16 protein-coding genes are annotated in these 18,367 nt (G+C 63.8%); 7 read left to right on the top strand and 9 right to left on the bottom strand.

Annotated features, from left to right (window positions below; all coding sequences use genetic code 11):
• Positions 1-3: 3 nt before the first annotated feature.
• The 7 genes from I8746_RS03940 to I8746_RS03910 all read right to left on the bottom strand — a co-directional run bounded on the left by I8746_RS03940 (position 4) and on the right by I8746_RS03910 (position 7,983).
• The gene (locus I8746_RS03940; protein ID WP_003247701.1) at positions 4-1,368 is read right to left on the bottom strand and encodes an MFS transporter; all 1,365 of its coding nucleotides are present in this window, start codon (positions 1,366-1,368) and stop codon (positions 4-6) included.
• A 104-nt stretch (positions 1,369-1,472) separates the two neighbouring features.
• The gene (kdgD, locus tag I8746_RS03935; RefSeq protein ID WP_003247703.1) at positions 1,473-2,384 is read right to left on the bottom strand and encodes a 5-dehydro-4-deoxyglucarate dehydratase; all 912 of its coding nucleotides are present in this window, start codon (positions 2,382-2,384) and stop codon (positions 1,473-1,475) included.
• A 566-nt stretch (positions 2,385-2,950) separates the two neighbouring features.
• Positions 2,951-3,760, bottom strand: coding sequence for a gamma-glutamyl-gamma-aminobutyrate hydrolase family protein (locus I8746_RS03930; RefSeq protein ID WP_012052788.1), 810 nt, complete (start codon positions 3,758-3,760; stop codon positions 2,951-2,953).
• Positions 3,761-4,244: 484 nt separating this feature from the next.
• Positions 4,245-5,036, bottom strand: coding sequence for an ABC transporter permease (locus I8746_RS03925; protein ID WP_010953586.1), 792 nt, complete (start codon positions 5,034-5,036; stop codon positions 4,245-4,247).
• Complete coding sequence (locus I8746_RS03920; RefSeq protein ID WP_003254104.1) at positions 5,033-5,773, bottom strand: ABC transporter ATP-binding protein; 741 nt, start codon at positions 5,771-5,773, stop codon at positions 5,033-5,035. The genes I8746_RS03925 and I8746_RS03920 overlap by 4 nt, the downstream gene beginning before the upstream one ends.
• Positions 5,770-6,759 (bottom strand): YVTN family beta-propeller repeat protein, encoded by a 990-nt coding sequence (locus I8746_RS03915; protein ID WP_088512309.1) that lies wholly within the window; start codon positions 6,757-6,759, stop codon positions 5,770-5,772. The genes I8746_RS03920 and I8746_RS03915 overlap by 4 nt, the downstream gene beginning before the upstream one ends.
• 30 nt (positions 6,760-6,789) lie before the next feature.
• Positions 6,790-7,983, bottom strand: a complete 1,194-nt coding sequence (locus I8746_RS03910) for an ABC transporter substrate-binding protein (protein WP_221100170.1) — start codon at positions 7,981-7,983, stop codon at positions 6,790-6,792.
• A 150-nt stretch (positions 7,984-8,133) separates the two neighbouring features.
• On the opposite strand from I8746_RS03910, the gene I8746_RS03905 reads away from it, so the two are divergent.
• Together I8746_RS03905 and I8746_RS03900 are read left to right on the top strand one after the other, a co-directional pair.
• Positions 8,134-9,411, top strand: a complete 1,278-nt coding sequence (locus I8746_RS03905; protein ID WP_221100169.1) for a histidine kinase — start codon at positions 8,134-8,136, stop codon at positions 9,409-9,411.
• On the top strand, positions 9,408-10,046 hold the full coding sequence (locus I8746_RS03900; RefSeq protein ID WP_003254098.1) for a response regulator transcription factor: 639 nt from the start codon (positions 9,408-9,410) through the stop codon (positions 10,044-10,046). Before I8746_RS03905 ends, I8746_RS03900 begins: the two co-directional genes overlap by 4 nt.
• 358 nt (positions 10,047-10,404) lie before the next feature.
• On the opposite strand, the gene I8746_RS03895 is transcribed toward I8746_RS03900, so the two are convergent.
• Both I8746_RS03895 and exaA read right to left on the bottom strand, forming a co-directional pair.
• Complete coding sequence (locus I8746_RS03895; protein WP_070095502.1) at positions 10,405-11,064, bottom strand: pentapeptide repeat-containing protein; 660 nt, start codon at positions 11,062-11,064, stop codon at positions 10,405-10,407.
• Between the two features lie 66 nt (positions 11,065-11,130).
• A complete protein-coding gene (gene exaA, locus I8746_RS03890) occupies positions 11,131-13,026 on the bottom strand; it encodes a quinoprotein ethanol dehydrogenase (RefSeq protein ID WP_033724318.1) in 1,896 nt (631 codons plus the stop codon).
• A 254-nt stretch (positions 13,027-13,280) separates the two neighbouring features.
• Between exaA and pedF the strand changes: the two genes are divergently transcribed.
• From pedF to pedH, 5 genes are all read left to right on the top strand, one after another.
• Positions 13,281-13,742, top strand: a complete 462-nt coding sequence (gene pedF, locus I8746_RS03885) for a cytochrome c-550 PedF (protein ID WP_014860448.1) — start codon at positions 13,281-13,283, stop codon at positions 13,740-13,742.
• A gap of 5 nt (positions 13,743-13,747) precedes the next feature.
• Entirely contained in the window at positions 13,748-14,623 is an 876-nt protein-coding gene (locus tag I8746_RS03880; RefSeq protein ID WP_012052781.1) for an ABC transporter substrate-binding protein, read from the top strand.
• A gap of 8 nt (positions 14,624-14,631) precedes the next feature.
• Positions 14,632-15,393: a quinoprotein dehydrogenase-associated SoxYZ-like carrier gene (locus I8746_RS03875; protein WP_047603008.1), complete on the top strand. Its 762-nt coding sequence runs from the start codon at positions 14,632-14,634 to the stop codon at positions 15,391-15,393.
• Between the two features lie 38 nt (positions 15,394-15,431).
• The gene (locus I8746_RS03870; RefSeq protein ID WP_004576474.1) at positions 15,432-16,355 is read left to right on the top strand and encodes a quinoprotein relay system zinc metallohydrolase 1; all 924 of its coding nucleotides are present in this window, start codon (positions 15,432-15,434) and stop codon (positions 16,353-16,355) included.
• A 195-nt stretch (positions 16,356-16,550) separates the two neighbouring features.
• The gene (gene pedH / locus I8746_RS03865) at positions 16,551-18,338 is read left to right on the top strand and encodes a PQQ-dependent alcohol dehydrogenase PedH (protein WP_004576475.1); all 1,788 of its coding nucleotides are present in this window, start codon (positions 16,551-16,553) and stop codon (positions 18,336-18,338) included.
• Positions 18,339-18,367 lie beyond the last annotated feature (29 nt).

Genomic DNA, 18,367 nt, shown 5'->3' with positions numbered 1-18,367 from the left:
TTTTCAGTGACGGGAGCTGGCCAGTTCGCCGTCGGTGGCAGGCTCAGCGTGTGGCTTCGGGGCAGCATCACGCAATTCGATACGCTTGATGGGGCCGACGATAACCAGATAGCTGAATACCGCTACCAGCGCGTTGGCACCCACGTACACAAGCGCCCACTTGAACGAGCCGGTGGCGCTGATGATGTAGCCGATCACGATAGGGGTGGTGATCGACGCGATGTTGCCGAAGGTGTTGAACAGGCCACCGGACAGCCCGGCAATCTGCTTGGGTGAAGTGTCCGCGACCACCGCCCAGCCCAGTGCGCCGATGCCCTTGCCGAAAAACGCCAGCGTCATGAAGCCAACCACCATCCACTCGGCATCGACGTAGTTGCAGAACACCATGGTGGTGGACAGCAGCAGGCCACAGACAATCGGCAGTTTGCGCGAAAACGTCAGCGAGTTGCCGCGGCGCAGCAGCCAGTCGGAGATCACGCCACCCAGGACGCCGCCGATAAAACCACACACCGCCGGCAGCGAGGCGATGAAGCCGGCCTTGAGAATGGTCATGCCACGTTCCTGCACCAGGTACACCGGGAACCAGGTGAGGAAGAAGTAGGTGATGGCGTTGATGCAGTACTGGCCCAGGTATACGCCCAGCAGCATGCGGCTGGTCAGCAACTGCTTGATGTAACCCCATTTCGGGCCGTCGCTGCCGCGCTTCTGGTCCATGTCGACCAGGCCGCCGTTCTGCTCGATGTGCTCGAGTTCGCTTTGGCTGATGCGCGGGTGTTGGCGCGGATTGTAGATGGTCTTCAGCCACACCATCGAGAAGATGATGCCCAGCACACCCATGACCACGAAAACGTGCTCCCAGCCGAAGCTGAACACGATCCAGCCCATGATCGGGGCGAACAGTGCAGTGGCGAAATACTGCGCCGAGTTGAAGATGGCCGACGCCGTGCCGCGTTCCTGGGTCGGGAACCATGCGGCGACGATGCGCGCGTTACCCGGGAATGACGGGGCTTCGGCGAAACCGACCAGGAAGCGCAGGGTGAAGAGGGTGACCACGGCCCAGGCAACCGGCAGGCCACCGACAAAACCCTGCAGCAGGGTGAACAGCGACCAGGTGAAGATGCTGAAGGCGTAGACGTTCTTGGAACCGAAGCGATCGAGCAGCCAGCCACCAGGAATCTGGCCAGCCACGTAAGCCCATCCAAAGGCGGAAAAGATATAACCGAGGGTTACGGCGTCAATGCCGAGGTCTTTCTGCAGGCTGGAGCCTGCGATAGCAATGGTAGCGCGGTCGGCATAGTTGATCGTGGTCACCAGAAACAGCATGAACAGGATCAGGTAGCGCACATGCGTTTTCTTAGTCGCTTGCATGCTGGCAATACTCCCACTAGTTATTTTTGTGCGGGCTCACGAATTGTAACCGGAGTGGGGCAGGCCCACTCCGGGTGCGGCATCTGGCAGGCCGCGGGCCGCGCTTACTGCGGGCCCATCTTGTCCATCAGCGCGGCGAGCATTTCGTACTCTTCGGCGGTGAGGTCGGTCAGCGGAGTGCGCACCGGGCCAGCGTCGTAACCGGCAATTCTGGCGCCGGCCTTGACGATACTCACGGCGTAGCCGGCCTTGCGGTTGCGGATGTCCAGGTAGGGCAGGAAGAAATCGTCGATCAGCTTGGCCACGGCGGCGTGGTCGTCACGGGCGATGGCGTTGTAGAAGTCCATGGCGGTTTTCGGCACGAAGTTGAACACCGCGGAGGAGTAAACCGGTACGCCCAGGGCCTTGTAGGCGGCAGCATACACTTCGGCGGTCGGCAGGCCACCCAGGTAGCTGAAGCGCTCGCCCAGGCGCCGACGGATCGACACCATCAGTTCGATATCACCCAGGCCGTCCTTGTAGCCGATCAGGTTCGGGCAGCGCTCGGCCAGTTTTTCCAGCAGGTCGGCGTTCAGGCGGCAGACGTTGCGGTTGTACACCACCACCCCGATGTTTACCGATTTGCACACCGCTTCGACGTGGGCGGCGACGCCGTCCTGGCTGGCTTCGGTCAGGTAGTGCGGCAGCAACAGCAGGCCCTTGGCACCCAGGCGCTCGGCTTCCTGCGCGTATTCGATGGCCTGACGGGTAGAGCCACCGACACCGGCGAGGATCGGCACCGAGGTGGCGCAGGTGTCGACCGCGGTCTTGATCACCTGGCTGTATTCGCTGGCGGCCAGGGAGAAGAATTCACCGGTACCGCCAGCGGCGAACAGCGCGCTGGCGCCGTAGGGGGCCAGCCACTCAAGGCGCTTGATGTAGCCAGCCGGGTTGAAGTCGCCCTGGGCATTGAAGTCGGTGACCGGGAAAGACAGCAGGCCGTGGGAGAGGATGGATTTAAGTTCTTGTGGATTCATTGTTGTTGGCATCCTGTGGCGCTTGGGTGAGGGGGTGTTGTTTTGCGTTGGAGGTAAGTTATCGTACAACCTGTGCGATGACCAGTCCTTTTTCAGAATTTTGTGTTCTCGCCAGGGTGGCCGTCTGGATAGGTGTGTTGTGGCGCAGATCGAGCGCCGCCCGCGCGGCGCTTCGCGGGTAAACCCGCTCCTACGCTTGTTTCGGGCCAGTTATGCCTGTGGCATTTGCGCGCGGACGCCTTGGCGCATGCCTCGATATCGCGTCGTACAAACAAGGCGGTCGCGCGCGTCTGGCACAGGCGATACTGGCCCGAAACAAGCGTAGGAGCGGGTTTACCCGCGAAGCGCCGCGCGGGCGGCGCTCGATTTCACAGGCGCAGCAGGTACGACGACAAACACATGACGGTCATCGTATCTCTTGATGGGGGGGAGGAAAAACGATCGCGGAGACAGGCACAAGCCCGCCGCCCGATTCCACGGGAAGTGTTCTGGGACCAGCAGAGGGTGACCGGGGAAACGGGGGCGGCCTTGCACCGCCCCGCGATCAAAGCAGAGGAAACTGAAGGTCAGGCCGCGTGCTGGCGCTTGATTTGCGCCTTGCGTACCTGGGCCCGGCAAGCATCGCCGAAAGCCTGGAAGATCTTTATCGAATCAGGGTTCTTCGCCGCCTGCCATTCAGGGTGCCACTGCACGGCGAACAGGAACGGCGAAATGCTTGGCGCGTGAATCGCTTCGACCAGGCCATCTTCGGCACGGGCGATGGCTTCAATACCGGCGCCGAGCTTGTGCAGGCCTTGACCATGCAGCGAGTTGACGCGAATCTCGTCGGTACCCAGGGTGTCGTGCAACCAGCTGCCCGGCTGGATCTTCACCCCATGCACCTGGGCGTACTGCACGTCGACCGGGTCTTCCGGGTTTTCCCGGTGGTCATTGAACCCAGGTTCGGCATACACCTTCTGGTAAATGTCGCCACCCAGGGCCACGTTGATTTCCTGCATCCCGCGGCAGATGCCGAAAATGGGCAGGCCACGCTTGATCGCCGCCTTGACCAGCGGAATGTCGAACAGGTCGCGGTTCTGGTCCTGGCCTTTGCCTGGGGTCTGGTTTTCCTGGCCATACAGGGCCGGGTCGATATTGCTGCCAGCGCCAGTCAGGTAAACGCCGTCGGCCATGTCCAGGTAGGTCTCGAGGTCGTCAGTGCCGCAGCAGGTAGGCACCAACACCGGGACGCAGTCGGAGAACTCGACCAGCGGGGTAATGTATTTGTGGGTCATGACCTGGTAGTCATGGCCTTTGCGCTCTTGGCTGCCCATGGTCATCAGGACGACGGGTTTGCGCAGGGAAGGTTGCTTGTTGCCAATGTTGCTGTTGGACATATGTCACCTTGGGACAGGTTCGACCTGTCGTTGTTGTGCAGGCGCACGGCTCGGGGCCCTGGGTGCTGCCTGTAGCCCCGAGCACTGCCGGCTCGTCAGAGGCGACGATTCCGGTCGGGGCTTGTAGATAGCTTGCCAGAGCCGTTCGATATGTCAAACGACGGAAGTGGGCTTTAGCGCGGGGGATACGCCGTTTTCTGGGGGGTGAAACCGATGCGGGCCTGTGGCGACGTGGGTTTGGCAGGGTCTGCGGTCAATAATATTTAACGATGCAGTTGGGTCATTGCAGCGGTGCAATGAATAGGTCGCTTGAAGTCACCTCGCTCCATGTGCGGCCTTGTGTCGCGAAGCCAACACCGTGGTGGATGGCACGGGCATCGCCCGTGTTCGCGGGCAAGCCCGCTCCCACAGGGAAGGCGCCAGCTTTTAGAAATTGAGCAAGACAGTTGCTCCCACACGCTATCCGCGTTACACCCCCAGGTTTTCAGCGCGGCTTGCGCAGCGCTGCATGCTGGGGGTTGAAGGTGAGGATCGCCAGCAGGGTGAACAATGCGGTCAACCCCAGGCACACCGCCAGCGCCAGCAGGTTCAACCGCTCATAAAGCGCAAACCGCACCAGCTCTACGGCATGGGTGAACGGGTTCACAGCACACAGCCAGTACAACCACTGGCTGGCCTCGCGCATTTTCCACAACGGGTACAGCGCCGACGACAGGAAGAACAGCGGGAAGATCACGAAGTTCATCACCCCGGCGAAGTTCTCCAGCTGGCGGATGGCGTTCGACAGCAATAGCCCCAGGGCACTGAGCATGAAGGCCACCAGCAGCAACGCTGGCAGCGCCATCAGCAGGCCTGCAGCCGGTGGCTGTACCCCGTATAACCAGGCGATGGCGAGGAAGGCATAGACTTGCAGCAGGGAAATCAATGAAGTTGCCAACAGTTTGCTGCCCAGCAGGAACGGGCGTGGCAGCGGGCTGGTCAGCAACACGCGCATGCTGCCCATCTCGCGGTCGTAGACCATCGACAATGAGCCCTGCATGCCGTTGAACAGCAGAATCATGCAGGCCAGGCCGGGGATGATGTACACCTCGTAGGGGATGTAGGTGTCGTAGGGCTCGATGATGGCAATGCCCAGCGCTGCGCGAAAGCCGGCAGCGAACACCAGCAACCACAGCAGCGGGCGTACCAGCGCGCTGAGCAGACGTGTACGCTGCAGCACGAAGCGCAGCCATTCGCGCAGCATGATGCCGTTGAAACATTGCCAGTAAGCGTTCATCGGGCGTTGGCTCCTGAGGGGGCGTTGGTCAAGCGGGCAAAGGCGTGATCGAGGTCACCGCCGTGCTCAAGGCTCAGCGCATCGGCGGTGCCACTGGCCACCAGGCGCCCCTGATGCAGAATCAACAAATCATCGCTGGGCTGCACTTCGTCCAGCAGGTGAGTGGCCCACAGCACACTGAGCTGCTGCTCGCGGCACAACCGGCGCAGGTGCTGGTTAAGCGCCAGGCGGCTGGCCGGATCGAGGCCGACGCTGGCTTCGTCCAGCAGCAGCAGGCGCGGTTCATGCAGCAGCGCGCGGGCAATTTCCACCCGCCGCCGATGGCCGATGTTCAGCTCACGCACACGATCGCGCCGGCGTTCACCAAGGCCTTGGCGGGCCAGTTCGGCTTCGACCCGCAGGTGGCTCTGACGCCGCGACAGGCCATGCAAGGCGGCGTGGTAGCGCAGGTTCTGCTCAACGCTCAGGTCCAGGTCCAGGGTGCTTTGCTGAAACACCACGCCCAGCTGGCGCAAGGCCGGGCGTGCAGCGTTGCGTAGCGAGCAGCCGCACACGCGGATGTCGCCATGCTGCAGGTCGTACAGGCGCGTGAGCAGGGCGATCAAGGTCGACTTGCCGGCACCATTGGGGCCCAGCAATGCGGCGAAGCGCCCAGGTGCCAGGCTGAAACCGACCTGCCTGAGTGCCTCGCGCTGGCCATAGGCAAAGCTCACGTCACTGACGTCGAGGGCATTCATGGTGTCACCACCACGCCCCAGGGGTAGCGCCCGACCTTCACCGACTTGAGCACTTTGAGCTGCTTCACATCGATGACCGAAACGTCACCGCTGACACCGTTGGTGGCCAGCAACTGGCGCTGGTCCGGGGTGAATGCCAGCTGCCAGACCCGCCGCCCGACCAGCAGGTAGTCGAGCACATCAAAGGTCTTGGCATCGATCACCGCCACGTGGTTGGCCGGGCCCAAGGCGACGAAGGCGTACTTGCCATCGGCGCTGAGCTTGATGCCCACTGGCTGGACTTTGTCCGGGTGCACGCCCTTGATCTGGAAGTTCAGGGTTTTCAGCACCTGGCGCGTGGCCACGTCAAGTATGGTCACCGTGCCGCCGATTTCTGCCGAGGCCCACAGGCGCGAACCGTCTTTGCTGAACTCGACGAAGCGCGGGCGCTGGTCGACCAGCGTGCTGTCGGCCAGGGTCTGGGTGCTGGTGTCGATCCAGTGCAGCATGTTGGTGGTTTCACTGGTGTTGACCGCCCACTTGCCGTCAGGGCTGACCGCCATGCCTTCGGGTTCGATGCCGACTTCGATCTGCCCGAGCACCTTGTCGGTGACGGTGTCGATCACTGTCACCAGCGCATCGTCCTCGTTGGACACATACAGCCAGCGGTCGTTGGGGTGCAGGGCGAACTGCTCGGGGTCCTTGCCGGAAGGCAGCTCCTTGATGATCTTGCGTGTGGCCACGTCCATCACCTGCACCCGGTCCGAATCGCTGGCGCAGATGTACAGCAGCTTGCTGTCGTGTGACAGCAGCAAGCCACGCGGGCGCTGGCCCACCGGCAGGGTTTCGGTGACTTCCAGCGTTTGCAGGTCGATCAGGCTGAGGCTGTTGTCCTTCTCGTTGGAGACCCAGGCGGTGGCAGCCATGGCGTGACTGCTGGCCAGCGCCAGGGCGCCCGACAGCAGGCTGGGGTAAATCAGGGCCCGGTGGAAGAGGGGGCGGCGCATGGCGGATTCCTTATTGTTGTGGTTGTCGGGTCAGGGGTAGCTACACGTCACTTCGGGCTTGTCATAGCCCAGGCTGTCCATTTCGTTGAAGGGATGCAGGAAGCCCTCCTGCGGCGAGGTGCTGACCAGGGCGCGGGGCTGAACCAACGGGATCGGCTGGCGCAGTTCGCCGTTCCACGGGCGGTAACTGAGCTTGCGCCCCTTGAAACCGTCCAGCGGCAACTGCTCGCTGAGCAGCAGTTGCTGCAGCGCGCGAGGTTCGGCCAGGCGCAGCTTGCTGGCCGCACTGGCGACACTGCGCACAGCCATCCAGGCGGCGAAGTCACGGTCATTCATCCAGCGCCCGGCCTGGGCCTCGAAGCGTTTTTGCAACTGCGCCGCCCCGAAGGTTTCCACCGTCTTGTGCCAGCCCGTGGGGGTCAGGCCCTGGGTACCGGCCACCGGGCGTGGATACCACGTCTGGTAGGGCAGGTATTCGCCGAAGTCACCGCGCTCGTCGGCCACCAGTACCACGTCGTATTCGGCAGTCTGGGTGAACAGCGGCATGTCGGCCTGGGCGCTGCGGCGCTGGTCGTTGTCGAACGTCCAGGTTTTTTCCGCGACCAGTTGCACGCCAAAACGCTTCACCGACCGCCGCAGGGCAGCGGCGTACGCCTGATCGTCCGGGGTCTGGCCGACCACCAGCAATGCCCGTTGCCATTTGCGCAGCACCAGAAACTGCGCCAAGGCATCGGCCAGCATGGCCCGGCTCGGCAGGCTGTGCAGGACATTGCCCAGGCACTGGCTGCTGCGCAGGCTGTCGTCGGGGCTGCCGGCGTTGAACAACAGGCTGTCGGGCAGGGCGGTAGACAGCGCGCGCAGGCTGGCGGCCGGGGCATTCACCACGAACAGGCGCAGGCCTTGTTCATGCTGGGCCCTGGCGGCTTGCAGCAGGGCCTCGGGGCTGTCGACATTGGCGCTGGTCAGCTGAAACTGCTGCTTCAGGAAGCGCCCGGTGCTGTTGCTGTCGACAATGGCCAGTTCGGCACCTTGGAGCCCGGCATCGCCGGGTTCGGGGATGACGTTGGACAGCAGCGGGCCAGCGGCGGGGCGATAGCCCAGGTAGCCGATGCGTATGTGCAACGGGGCTGCGGCCTGGCCCTGAGCGGCGGGCGCCTGGGGCGTAGCCAGCGTTGCGGCCAAGGCCAGCAGGCAGGTCAAGGCAAGGTGGGCAGGCTGGCGCATAACACACTCCACGGCAGATGGCGCCAGCATAGGAAGCCCGCCGGGAGGGGGGAATATGCAGAAAGTAGCGCTCGGCCGGTACCAAGGTAGTAATTCAGTGCGGGGGCCGCAGTTTTACGATGGTCCACAACGGCCTGAGGAGAACCGCTTGTGCGCCTTGTCAACTTGTCGGCCCTGTGGCGAGTCAACCTCTGGGTCACGTTATGCTTCGCCTTGGTGACGCTGGCTTGTGCCGGGGTGCTGTTGCACCAGGCGGTGGCCGACGTCGAGCGTGAGTTGCAGTCAGCCGAAGCCGTGGTGGCATACCTGGGCGACACCGCCGAACGTGACCCGGCAAACCTGCAGCCCGGCTTGACCAAGAGCCTGCGCCATGTGCGGGTGCACTGGCTGGCAGCGGGTGAGGTGCCAAGGCTGCCGCAAGAGGCCGGTATGGATGCCTGGCTTGGCCGCCAGTTGTTCGGCGAGCGCTACCACAGCAGCCGGCTGCTGGACTTGAGTGATGGCCGCCGCGTGTTGATTGCCGTGGATGCGCGGGATGAAATCGATGAAGTCTGGGACTCCCTGCAACAACTGCTTGGCGTTTGTGGCCTGGCATTGTTGCTTAGCCTGTTGACCATCCGCTGGGCGGTACGGCGGGCCATGGGCCTGCTGGATGAGCTGCTGGGCGCCTTGCACCAGGTCTCAGGCGGGCAATTGACGGCACGCCTGCGCGAAGCCGGCCTGCCGGAAGCGCGCCAGCTGGCCAAACACTTCAACCGCATGGCCGCAACCCTGGAGCAGGCTCAGGCCGACAATGCCCACCTGACCCAGGCCCTGCTGGCGGTGCAGGAGCAGGAGCGTACCCAGCTGGCGCAGACCCTGCACGATGATCTGGGGCAATACCTGGCAGGCATGCGAGCCCAGCTATGCCTGCTGCGTATGGTGGCCGAACAGCCTGAAGTGGTGACGCAGACGGCGCAGGCCCTTGAATTCAATTGCGAGCGCCTGCAGCAGGGTTTTCGCGCGCTGGTGCACAACCTGTATCCGGTGGCGCTGCACTACATGCCGTTGGCCGAGGCCTTCGGGCTGTTGGTGAGCCAGTGGCAGGCCAGCCAGGGCATCGAATGCCGGCTGCGGGTTGGCGAGCACTTGCCGGCGCTGCCTGGGGCGAGCCGAACGCATTTGTACCGCTTGCTGCAGGAGGCGTTGACCAACGTCGCCCGGCATGCCGGTGCCAGCCAGGTGCGGGTGCGCCTGCAGCGCAGTACCAAGGGCTTGCGCCTGTTCATTCGCGACAACGGCTGCGGCGGGTGCCAGCCCCAGCGCCCAGGGGTAGGCCTGCACTCGATGGCCGAGCGCGCCCGCAGCCTTGGGGGGGAGTTACGCATTTTCAGCCGCCCGGGCGGTGGCTGGGCGCTGGCCCTTAACATTCCCGAGGAGGTGCGATGAATATCGTGTTGGTCGATGACCACGCCGTGGTCCGCCAAGGCTACGCCAGCTTGCTGCGGGCGGTGCTGCCATTGGTGCAGGTGCGTGAGGCCGCCAGTGGTGAAGAGGCGCTGGCCAGGGTACAGGAGCAGGTGCCCAACCTGGTGATCATGGACTTTGGCCTGCCCGGTATCAGTGGCCTGGAAACCACCCGGCGCCTGCGCCAGCGCCTGCCGCAATTGCGGGTGCTGTTTTTCAGCATGCACGACGAGCTGCCGCTGGTGCGCCAGGCGCTGGATGCGGGGGCTTCGGGTTACCTGACCAAGAACTCGGCGCCCGAGGTGCTGATCGAGGCGGTACAGCGGGTGTTGGCCGGGCATGCCTACATCGAGCAGCCCCTGGCCACCCAGCTGGCTTGCCTGTCACAGCAAAGCACCAGTGACCCCCGGTTGCAGCGCATGACCCAGCGCGAACTGGAGATATTCACGATGCTGGCCAAGGGCACCCCGGCGCGGGTGATTGCCGAGCAGTTGTGTATCAGTGCCAAGACCGTGTCCAACCACCTGACCTTGCTCAAGAGCAAGTTGCAGGTCAGCTCGCATGCCGAGCTGGTGCATCTGGGGATTGACCTGGGGGTGGTGCGGGTGGCGGGGTGAGGTATTTCATTGCACCTGTTGGGGCTGCGTCGCAGCCCTCCGCGCACAACGGAATGTGTCCAGCCCCCGACATGTGTCCACCCCCGATCTGTGTGTGTAGGAGCGGGTTTACCCGCGAATACGGTGGCGGCAGCAACAGTGAACGGCGGGTGGAAATTGGCCAGCAGGCCCGGCCCTTTCGCGGGTGAACCCGCGCCTACGACGGAATGTGTTCAACCACCGATGCGTGTCCACCACCGATCTGTGTGTAGGAGCGGGTTTACCCGCGAATACGGTAGCGGCAGCAACAGTGAACGGCGGGTGGAAATTGGCCAGCAGGCCCGGCCTTTTCACGGGTGAACCCGCGCCTACAGGCCGCTCATTTGTCCCAGGTTTCAGGGCACCCCTTGCACCCCTCCATGTTGGCCTCCTGAAAATTCCCGTAATGCTGCCGCGCCCCGCGCAAATCGGCGTGTGCCAGGTTGCTCTGGCCAAACTTGGCCTCCTGCAGGTTGGCATCGCCCAGGTTGGCCGCTTGCAGGTCGGCCTTGCTCAACCAGGCCATCTCCAGGTCCGCCGCCTGCAAGTTGGCCTGCTGCAGCTTTGCCCCGGACAGCCTGGCGAACTGCAGGTAGGCTGCGCGCAGGTCCGCCTTTTCAAACTGTGCACCCTGGGCGAACAAGCCCCAGCCTTGAATGGCCACCAGCCTGCTGTTGCTCAGGTCAGCCAGGCGCAGATTGCTCTGTTGCAGGCTGGCGCGGGTCAGGTTGGCACCTTGCAGGCGGGCTTTTTCCAGATTTGCCAGGTCCAGCTGGGCATGACGCAGGTCGGCATCGCGCAGGTCGGCACCGGCCAGGTTCATCTTGCGCAGGTCCTGGTTGGCCAGGTTGGCGCCGCGCAGGTTGGCCCCCGGGCACTGGCTGGCTTCGGCAATCACACAGCCGTTGATGGTCAAGGGGGTATCGTTGCCGGCGTCGTCGGCGCTCACTGCCAAGGCAGGGTATAGCGCCAGCAGCAAGGTAAAGGGCAGGTAATTCATGGCAAAAGCCTCTGGGCAGGAGAAGGGCAGAAACGGGGAGGGGCGCAGGCCGCTCCCCGCTGCAGGTCAACGCTGTGCAGTCTTGTTGTCCCAGCTCGGGATCTTGAACACCCAGAACGAACCACCCTGAGCCACCGGTTTGGTCAGCTCGGCCATGTCGCCGCCCCACAGCGGTACTGCACCGCCGTAGCCCACGGTCACGCCGATGTACTGCTCGCCGTCCTGCTCCCAGGTGATGGGCGGCGAGACGATGCCGCTGCCGGTCTGGAACTTCCACAGCTCTTTGCCCGTCTTGGCGTCGAAGGCCTTGAAGAAGCCGTCGCCGGTACCGGTGAACACCAGGTTGCCCTTGGTCGCCAACACCCCGGCCCATAACGGCAGGTGCTCCTTGTGTTCCCAGACCAGCTTGCCGGTGGTCGGGTCCATGGCGCGCAACGTGCCGACGTGGTCGTCGTACATGCGCTTGATACGGAAGCCCATGCCCAGATAAGCCGAGCCCTTCTTGTAGTTCACTTCCTCGGTCCAGTATTCCTCTTTCCACTGGTTGCCGGGGATGTAGAACAGCCCGGTGTCCTGGCTGTAGGCCATGGGGTTCCAGTTCTTGCCGCCCAGGAACGGTGGCGAGACTTCCACCGGCTTGCCCTTGGTTTCACCCGGCAGCGGCTTGGCCGGGCGTTGGCCGGGGTTTTCCACCGGGCGGCCGGTCTTCAGGTCGATATGGCTGGCCCAGGTGATGTTGTCGACGAAGGGGAAGGCGTTCTGCAGCTTGCCGTTGTTGCGGTCGACCACATAGAAGAAGCCGTTGCGGTCGGCGTGGGCGGTGGCCTTGACCACGTTGCCGTTCTTGTCCTTGTAGTCGAACAGCACCAGCTCGTTGTTGCCGGAGAAGTCCCAGGCATCGTTGGGGGTGTGCTGGTAGAACCACTTGACCTCGCCGGTACTCGGGTCGACGCCGACCTGGCCGGAGGTGTACAGGCTGTCGAAGTCATGCGGGTTGCCGTCCTTCGACGTGCGCGCCCAGGTATTCCAAGGGCCGGGGTTGCCAGCGCCGACAATGATGGTGTTGGTTTCGGGGTCGAAGCTCGCGCTTTGCCAAGGGGCGCCGCCGCCGTGGCTCCAGGCTTCGACTTTGCCGGTTTCGGTGTTTGGGTCGTCTGGCCAGGACGGCGCCTTGACGTCACCGGTCGGGGTGCTGTCCTTGCCGTTCAGGCGGCCCATGTGGCCCTCCACGAAGGGCCGCATCCACACTTCTTCACCGGTGTCCGGGTCGCGTGCGAACAGCTGGCCGACCACGCCGAATTCATCGCCGGAGCTGCCGTGGATCAGCAGCACCTTGCCGCTGGTCTTGTCCTTGATCAGCACTGGCGCACCGGTCATGGTGTAGCCGGCGCTGTGGTCGCCGAACTTCTTGTTCCACACCACTTTGCCGGTGCGCTTGTCGAGGGCGATGACACGCGCATCGAGGGTGCCAAAGTAGATCTTGTCGCCGTAGATCGCCGCCCCGCGGTTGACCACGTCGCAGCAGGGACGAATGTTGTCGGGCAGGCGGTGGTTGTAGGTCCACAGGCGTTTGCCGGTCTTGGCATCGAGGGCGAATACCCGTGAGTACGAACCGGTGACGTAGACCACGCCATCGCTGACGATGGCCTGGGATTCCTGGCCGCGCTGCTTCTCGTCGCCGAAGGAGTAGGACCAGGCCGGGGTCAGCTTGAACACGTTCTTGTCATTGACCTGGGCCAGCGGGCTCCAGCGCTGGGCATTGGTGCCCATGCCGTACTGCAGCACGTCCTGGGTGGTCAGGTGGTCATTGGCGATGTCTTCCCAGGTGACGTTCTTGCCGGCAGGTGCAGCGGGTGTGCTGGCCGCTGTTGCCACATTGCCCAGGGCCAGGCTACCGGCTATCAGCAGGACGCGCACGCTCAGGGCCAGCGGGGAAAGGGCGGGTAGCGATCTTATTGTCATGGTTGCAGTTCCCAGTGGAGGTTTTGGCCTGCACAGGGTGGGGCGCAGCGGCCATCGCGGGATACGGAAAAAGTCCCGCCCTTGCCGGGAATAGTTCCCGCACGGCACCTCAATTGGCCCTTCGCCACAAGCCCTACTACCAAGGGATTAAGGCCCGGCCACCAAAGCAGCATTCGGCCGCCCGCGGGCTGTTTCTAAGATGGCGGCACGGCCTCTGTGGTTGAGGCTTTGTGTGCAATGGTGAGGGCATAACAATGACAACAAAATGCAATGTGTTGCTGGCTGCTGGGTTGCTGGCCGCAGCCGTGCTGACCGGTACAGCCTGGGCCCATGGCAACGTGGTGCCCCAGGCAGTGGAGACCAAGGGCCTGACCCCGATCAAGGACACTGGCGTGAGCCTGGACGGCGACGGCTGGGCCGCGGTCAATCCGTACCGCAGCTCGCCCGAGCACGAAAAGGCCGTGGAAATCGGCGCCTCGGCCTACAACCAGAACTGCGCTGCCTGTCATGGCCTGGAGGCCAAGTCGGGTGGTATCGCCCCTGACTTGCGCATGCTCGATGCGGGTGATGCCGGCGATGAATGGTTCGTCGAGCGGGTACGCCACGGCGCGGTTCGCGACGGCCGCGTGTACATGCCGAAGATGGCCGACTACCTCAGCCAGGAAGCCCTGTGGGCGGTGCGCACCTACCTGGACAGCGTGCACGTCGAGGAGTGACGGCCATGCGTCTGTGGGCGGTGCTGTTGAGTGGCCTGCTGCTGTGTTGCGCGGCGGCCCAGGCGCAGGTGCGCAACTATGACGCGATCATCGCTGCCGGCGAGCTCAAGGTGGCAGTGTACAAGGATTTCGCCCCCTACAGTTTCCAGGACCACGGCCAGCCGCGTGGTGTCGATGTGGAGCTGGCGCAGGCCCTGGCCACGGCCTTGGGGGTACGCCTGCAACTGATCTGGGCGCCACCCGGAGAAAAGCTCGACGATGACCTGCGCGACTACATCTGGCGTGGCAGCCCGCTGCGTCATCAGCAATTGGCCGACCTGATGATGCGGGTGCCTTACGATCGCGCCTACGCGCAGCGGCGCAACGAGCTGGGGGAGCTGGAAAACGCCCAGGTGGTGATGTTCGGCCCCTATCAGCAGGAGCGTTGGCAGGTGGCCTACGATCGCCGTCGCCTGGCCTCGGTGGCCAGTGTCGCGGTATTCCAGCAGCATCCTATCGGGGTCGAGGTGGACAGCGTGCCGTCGTTCTACCTGACATCGGTGTTCAACGGCATGCTCAGCGCCAGGACCCACCATTACCCCAGCGTGCAGCAAGCTTTCGCTGCCATGCAGGCCGGCCAGGTGGACGCAGTGATGGCGATGCGCGGCGAGGTTGACTGGCAGCTGCACCAGGCCGCCGACCCGCAACTGGCCCTGGCAGAAAACGCTTACCCGAACCTTGGCAAACAGGCCTGGGAAATCGGCATGGCCGTACATGAAAGCAACCGGCAGCTGGCCTATGCCGTGGAGGAGGCCATGGAAGCGATGATTCGCGATGGCCGGCTCAAGGCGATGTATGCCGCATACGGCCTGCGTTACGAGGTCCCGGAGATGTATCAATAGGAGTGGCCATGAACTGGCGAGCAACTTTCCTGCTGGCCTGCTGGATGCCCTGGGCCGCCCAGGCTGCGACACAAGGCACCCACACAGACCCGGTGCCTTCTGTGATGTGGGACTTCTACCACAAGCAGTTGCTGGGGCAGGCGGCGTTCGTGTTCGATGACCGTGTGAAGCTTCTGGCGCCGCCCTTTGCCGAGGATGCACGGCAGGTACCGCTGGAGATCGACGCCCGGGCGTTCACGGGCGATGTGGTGCGGATTATCGCCTGGGCAGAACTGAACCCTCTGCCGCGCATCGTCGACTTTCAGCCCGGCGAGCGCGTATTGCCCTGGTTGTCGATCCGCATCCGCATCGAACAGGCCACACCGTTGCGCGCCGCCGTACTGACACGCGATGGCCTGTGGCACGTCGGTTCGACCCTGATCGATGCTGCCGGCGGCGGTTGTACCGCACCCAGCGTGGTGCGCACCCAGCCCGGCTGGGAGGAGCACCTCGGGGAGGTGCTGGGCGGGCGCTACCCGCGTGGCGACAGCAGCCGCCTGCGCCTGCAGGTGGCCCACCCGATGGATAACGGCCTGGTCAGCGGCATTCCTGAATTCTTTCTCAACCATGCCGAGTTGCAAGGTGCAGATGGCCAGCGCCTGGCCAGCCTGGAGCTGTACCCGGCGGTCAGCGAAAACCCCAACCTGGGCTTTGACATTCAGGGCCCTGGGCCAACACGGCTGCTGTTGCAGGACAACAGCGGCAACCAGTTCGAGGCGGCGCTGCCCTGAGCGCGTTGTCTGATTTCACCCTGACCCGAGGCACCGCCATGCGTTGGATCCTGCTGTTGCTGCTGTGCCTGGGGCTGCCGGCCCAGGCTGATCTGGCGTACCGGCTTACCCCCCGGCAGATCGCCGAGGGCACCTGGTTGCTGGAAGGCAGCACCGACAATTTCGCCAAGGCCAATGGCGGCAATGTGGTCAACACCGCGTTCATCGTCACCGACAGCGGTGTGGTGGTGATCGACAGCGGGCCGTCGAAGGGCTATGGCGAGGCATTGCGCAAGGCAATTGCCACCCTCACCGACAAGCCGGTAGTGGAGGTGCTGCTGACCCATCATCATCCTGACCATGTGCTGGGCAACCAAGCCTTTGCCGATGTGCCGATCGGTGCCCTGGCCGGCACCCGCGACCTGCTGCGCCAGCAAGGCGATGCCATGGCCGAGAACATGTATCGCCTGGTCGGCGACTGGATGCGCGGTACCGAGGTGGTGCTGCCGACCCGGGTGCTGCAGCCGGGCGTGCATGAGGTGGGTGGGCACCGCCTGAGGTTGCTGGGACTGGGCGGGCATACGGGTGCCGACCTGGCGATTTTCGATGAAAAGACCGGCGTGCTGTTTGCCGGCGATCTGGTGTTCTACGAACGCGCCCTGACCACGCCCAACAGCCCGGGGCTGGACGTGTGGCTCAAGGACCTGGATACCCTGCAGGCACTGCCCTGGAAACAGCTTGTACCCGGGCATGGCCCGTTGGCCGGTGATGCGCAGCCGTTCGTGCAGATGCGTGACTACCTGGGCTGGCTCGATGGCCTGATGCGTGATGGCGCGGCGCGCGGTGACGACATGGCCGAGATGATCCGCAGCCCCATTCCCGAACGGTTTGCCGGGATCAGCCTGACGCGTTATGAGCTGATCCGCAGTGTCAGCCACCTGTACCCGCGTTACGAGCGCCAGCAGTTGCAGCGCTTGCCATGACATTTACGGTGCCTGTGAGCCCCTGCGCCGTCCGTGCCGCGCTCTATGGCTGCCCCCGTCCATCGCTCAGGCCCCTACCAAGGAACTAGAAAACTCCGCACTGCGGGCAATTGTTGGCAATCGGGTCGGGACCAAGAATTCCCAGCACACCGGGAAATTTTCCCGGGCACAACAAAAAAACCAAAGGTAGCCGTCATGACCCGATCCCCACGTCGCCCCTTGTTCGCCGTGAGCCTGGTGCTCAGCGCCATGCTGCTTGCCGGCGCGGCGCACGCCGCTGTCAGCAATGAAGAAATCCTCCAGGACCCGAAGAACCCGCAGCAGATCGTGACCAATGGCCTGGGCGTCCAGGGCCAGCGCTACAGCCCGCTGGATCTGCTCAACGTCAATAACGTCAAGGAGCTGCGCCCGGTCTGGGCGTTCTCCTTCGGCGGGGAGAAGCAGCGCGGCCAGCAGGCCCAGCCGCTGATCAAGGACGGGGTGATGTACCTGACCGGCTCCTACTCGCGGGTGTTCGCCGTGGACGCCCGCACCGGCAAGAAACTGTGGCAATACGATGCACGTCTGCCGGATGACATCCGCCCCTGCTGCGACGTGATCAACCGCGGCGTCGCACTGTACGGCAACCTGGTGTTCTTCGGCACGCTGGACGCCAAGCTGGTGGCCCTGAACAAGGACACCGGCAAGGTGGTCTGGAGCAAGAAGGTTGCCGACCACAAAGAAGGCTACTCCATCAGTGCCGCGCCGATGATCGTCAATGGCAAGCTGATTACCGGCGTTGCCGGCGGCGAGTTCGGCGTGGTGGGCAAGATCCAGGCGTACAACCCGGAGAACGGCGAGCTGCTGTGGATGCGCCCCACCGTGGAAGGGCACATGGGCTATGTGTACAAGGACGGCAAGGCGATCGAGAACGGTATTTCCGGCGGTGAGGCGGGCAAGACCTGGCCTGGCGACCTGTGGAAGACCGGCGGCGCCGCGCCGTGGCTGGGCGGTTACTACGACCCGGAAACCAACCTGATCCTGTTTGGCACCGGTAACCCGGCCCCGTGGAACTCGCACCTGCGCCCCGGTGACAACCTGTACTCCTCCTCACGTTTGGCACTGAACCCGGACGACGGCACCATCAAGTGGCACTTCCAGAGCACGCCGCATGACGGCTGGGACTTCGACGGCGTGAACGAGCTGATCTCGTTCAACTACAAGGACGGCGGCAAGGAGATCAAGGCTGCCGCTACGGCCGACCGCAACGGTTTCTTCTACGTGCTCGATCGCACCAACGGCAAGTTCATCCGTGGCTTCCCCTTCGTTGACAAGATCACCTGGGCCACGGGCCTGGACAAGGACGGCCGGCCGATCTACAACGACGCCAGCCGCCCGGGTGCCCCCGGCAGCGAGGCCAAGGGCAGCTCGGTGTTTGTCGCGCCGGCCTTCCTCGGCGCCAAGAACTGGATGCCGATGGCCTACAACAAGGACACAGGGCTGTTCTACGTGCCGTCCAACGAGTGGGGCATGGACATCTGGAACGAAGGCATCGCTTACAAGAAAGGTGCGGCGTTCCTCGGCGCCGGTTTCACCATCAAGCCGCTCAATGAAGACTACATCGGCGTGCTGCGCGCCATCGACCCGATCAGCGGCAAGGAAGTGTGGCGCCACAAGAACTACGCGCCGCTGTGGGGCGGTGTGCTGACCACCAAGGGCAACCTGGTGTTCACGGGCACGCCAGAGGGCTTCCTGCAGGCATTCAACGCCAAGACCGGCGACAAGGTCTGGGAATTCCAGACCGGCTCAGGCGTGCTTGGCTCGCCCGTCACCTGGGAAATGGACGGTGAGCAATACGTTTCGGTGGTCTCCGGCTGGGGCGGCGCGGTGCCGCTGTGGGGCGGCGAAGTGGCCAAACGGGTCAAGGACTTCAACCAGGGCGGCATGCTCTGGACCTTCAAGTTGCCCAAGCAGTTGCAGCAAACGGCAAGCGCCAAGCCATAACGCCTGCCTACTGCCGCTTGCTGCCGCTG

Source organism: Pseudomonas sp. USTB-Z (assembly GCF_019691255.1).
Lineage (GTDB): Bacteria > Pseudomonadota > Gammaproteobacteria > Pseudomonadales > Pseudomonadaceae > Aquipseudomonas > Aquipseudomonas alloputida.
Note: the sequence above shows the minus strand (reverse complement) of the source record. Positions and strands in the feature narration are given on the sequence as shown.

Coding starts and splice junctions, on each gene's coding strand:
- I8746_RS03940 (WP_003247701.1), bottom strand. CDS start 1,368: ATGCAAGCGACTAAGAAAACGCATGTGCGCTACCTGATCCTGTTCATG.
- kdgD (WP_003247703.1), bottom strand. CDS start 2,384: ATGAATCCACAAGAACTTAAATCCATCCTCTCCCACGGCCTGCTGTCT.
- I8746_RS03930 (WP_012052788.1), bottom strand. CDS start 3,760: ATGTCCAACAGCAACATTGGCAACAAGCAACCTTCCCTGCGCAAACCC.
- I8746_RS03925 (WP_010953586.1), bottom strand. CDS start 5,036: ATGAACGCTTACTGGCAATGTTTCAACGGCATCATGCTGCGCGAATGG.
- I8746_RS03920 (WP_003254104.1), bottom strand. CDS start 5,773: ATGAATGCCCTCGACGTCAGTGACGTGAGCTTTGCCTATGGCCAGCGC.
- I8746_RS03915 (WP_088512309.1), bottom strand. CDS start 6,759: ATGCGCCGCCCCCTCTTCCACCGGGCCCTGATTTACCCCAGCCTGCTG.
- I8746_RS03910 (WP_221100170.1), bottom strand. CDS start 7,983: ATGCGCCAGCCTGCCCACCTTGCCTTGACCTGCCTGCTGGCCTTGGCC.
- I8746_RS03900 (WP_003254098.1), top strand. CDS start 9,408: ATGAATATCGTGTTGGTCGATGACCACGCCGTGGTCCGCCAAGGCTAC.
- I8746_RS03895 (WP_070095502.1), bottom strand. CDS start 11,064: ATGAATTACCTGCCCTTTACCTTGCTGCTGGCGCTATACCCTGCCTTG.
- exaA (WP_033724318.1), bottom strand. CDS start 13,026: ATGACAATAAGATCGCTACCCGCCCTTTCCCCGCTGGCCCTGAGCGTG.
- pedF (WP_014860448.1), top strand. CDS start 13,281: ATGACAACAAAATGCAATGTGTTGCTGGCTGCTGGGTTGCTGGCCGCA.
- I8746_RS03880 (WP_012052781.1), top strand. CDS start 13,748: ATGCGTCTGTGGGCGGTGCTGTTGAGTGGCCTGCTGCTGTGTTGCGCG.
- I8746_RS03875 (WP_047603008.1), top strand. CDS start 14,632: ATGAACTGGCGAGCAACTTTCCTGCTGGCCTGCTGGATGCCCTGGGCC.
- I8746_RS03870 (WP_004576474.1), top strand. CDS start 15,432: ATGCGTTGGATCCTGCTGTTGCTGCTGTGCCTGGGGCTGCCGGCCCAG.
- pedH (WP_004576475.1), top strand. CDS start 16,551: ATGACCCGATCCCCACGTCGCCCCTTGTTCGCCGTGAGCCTGGTGCTC.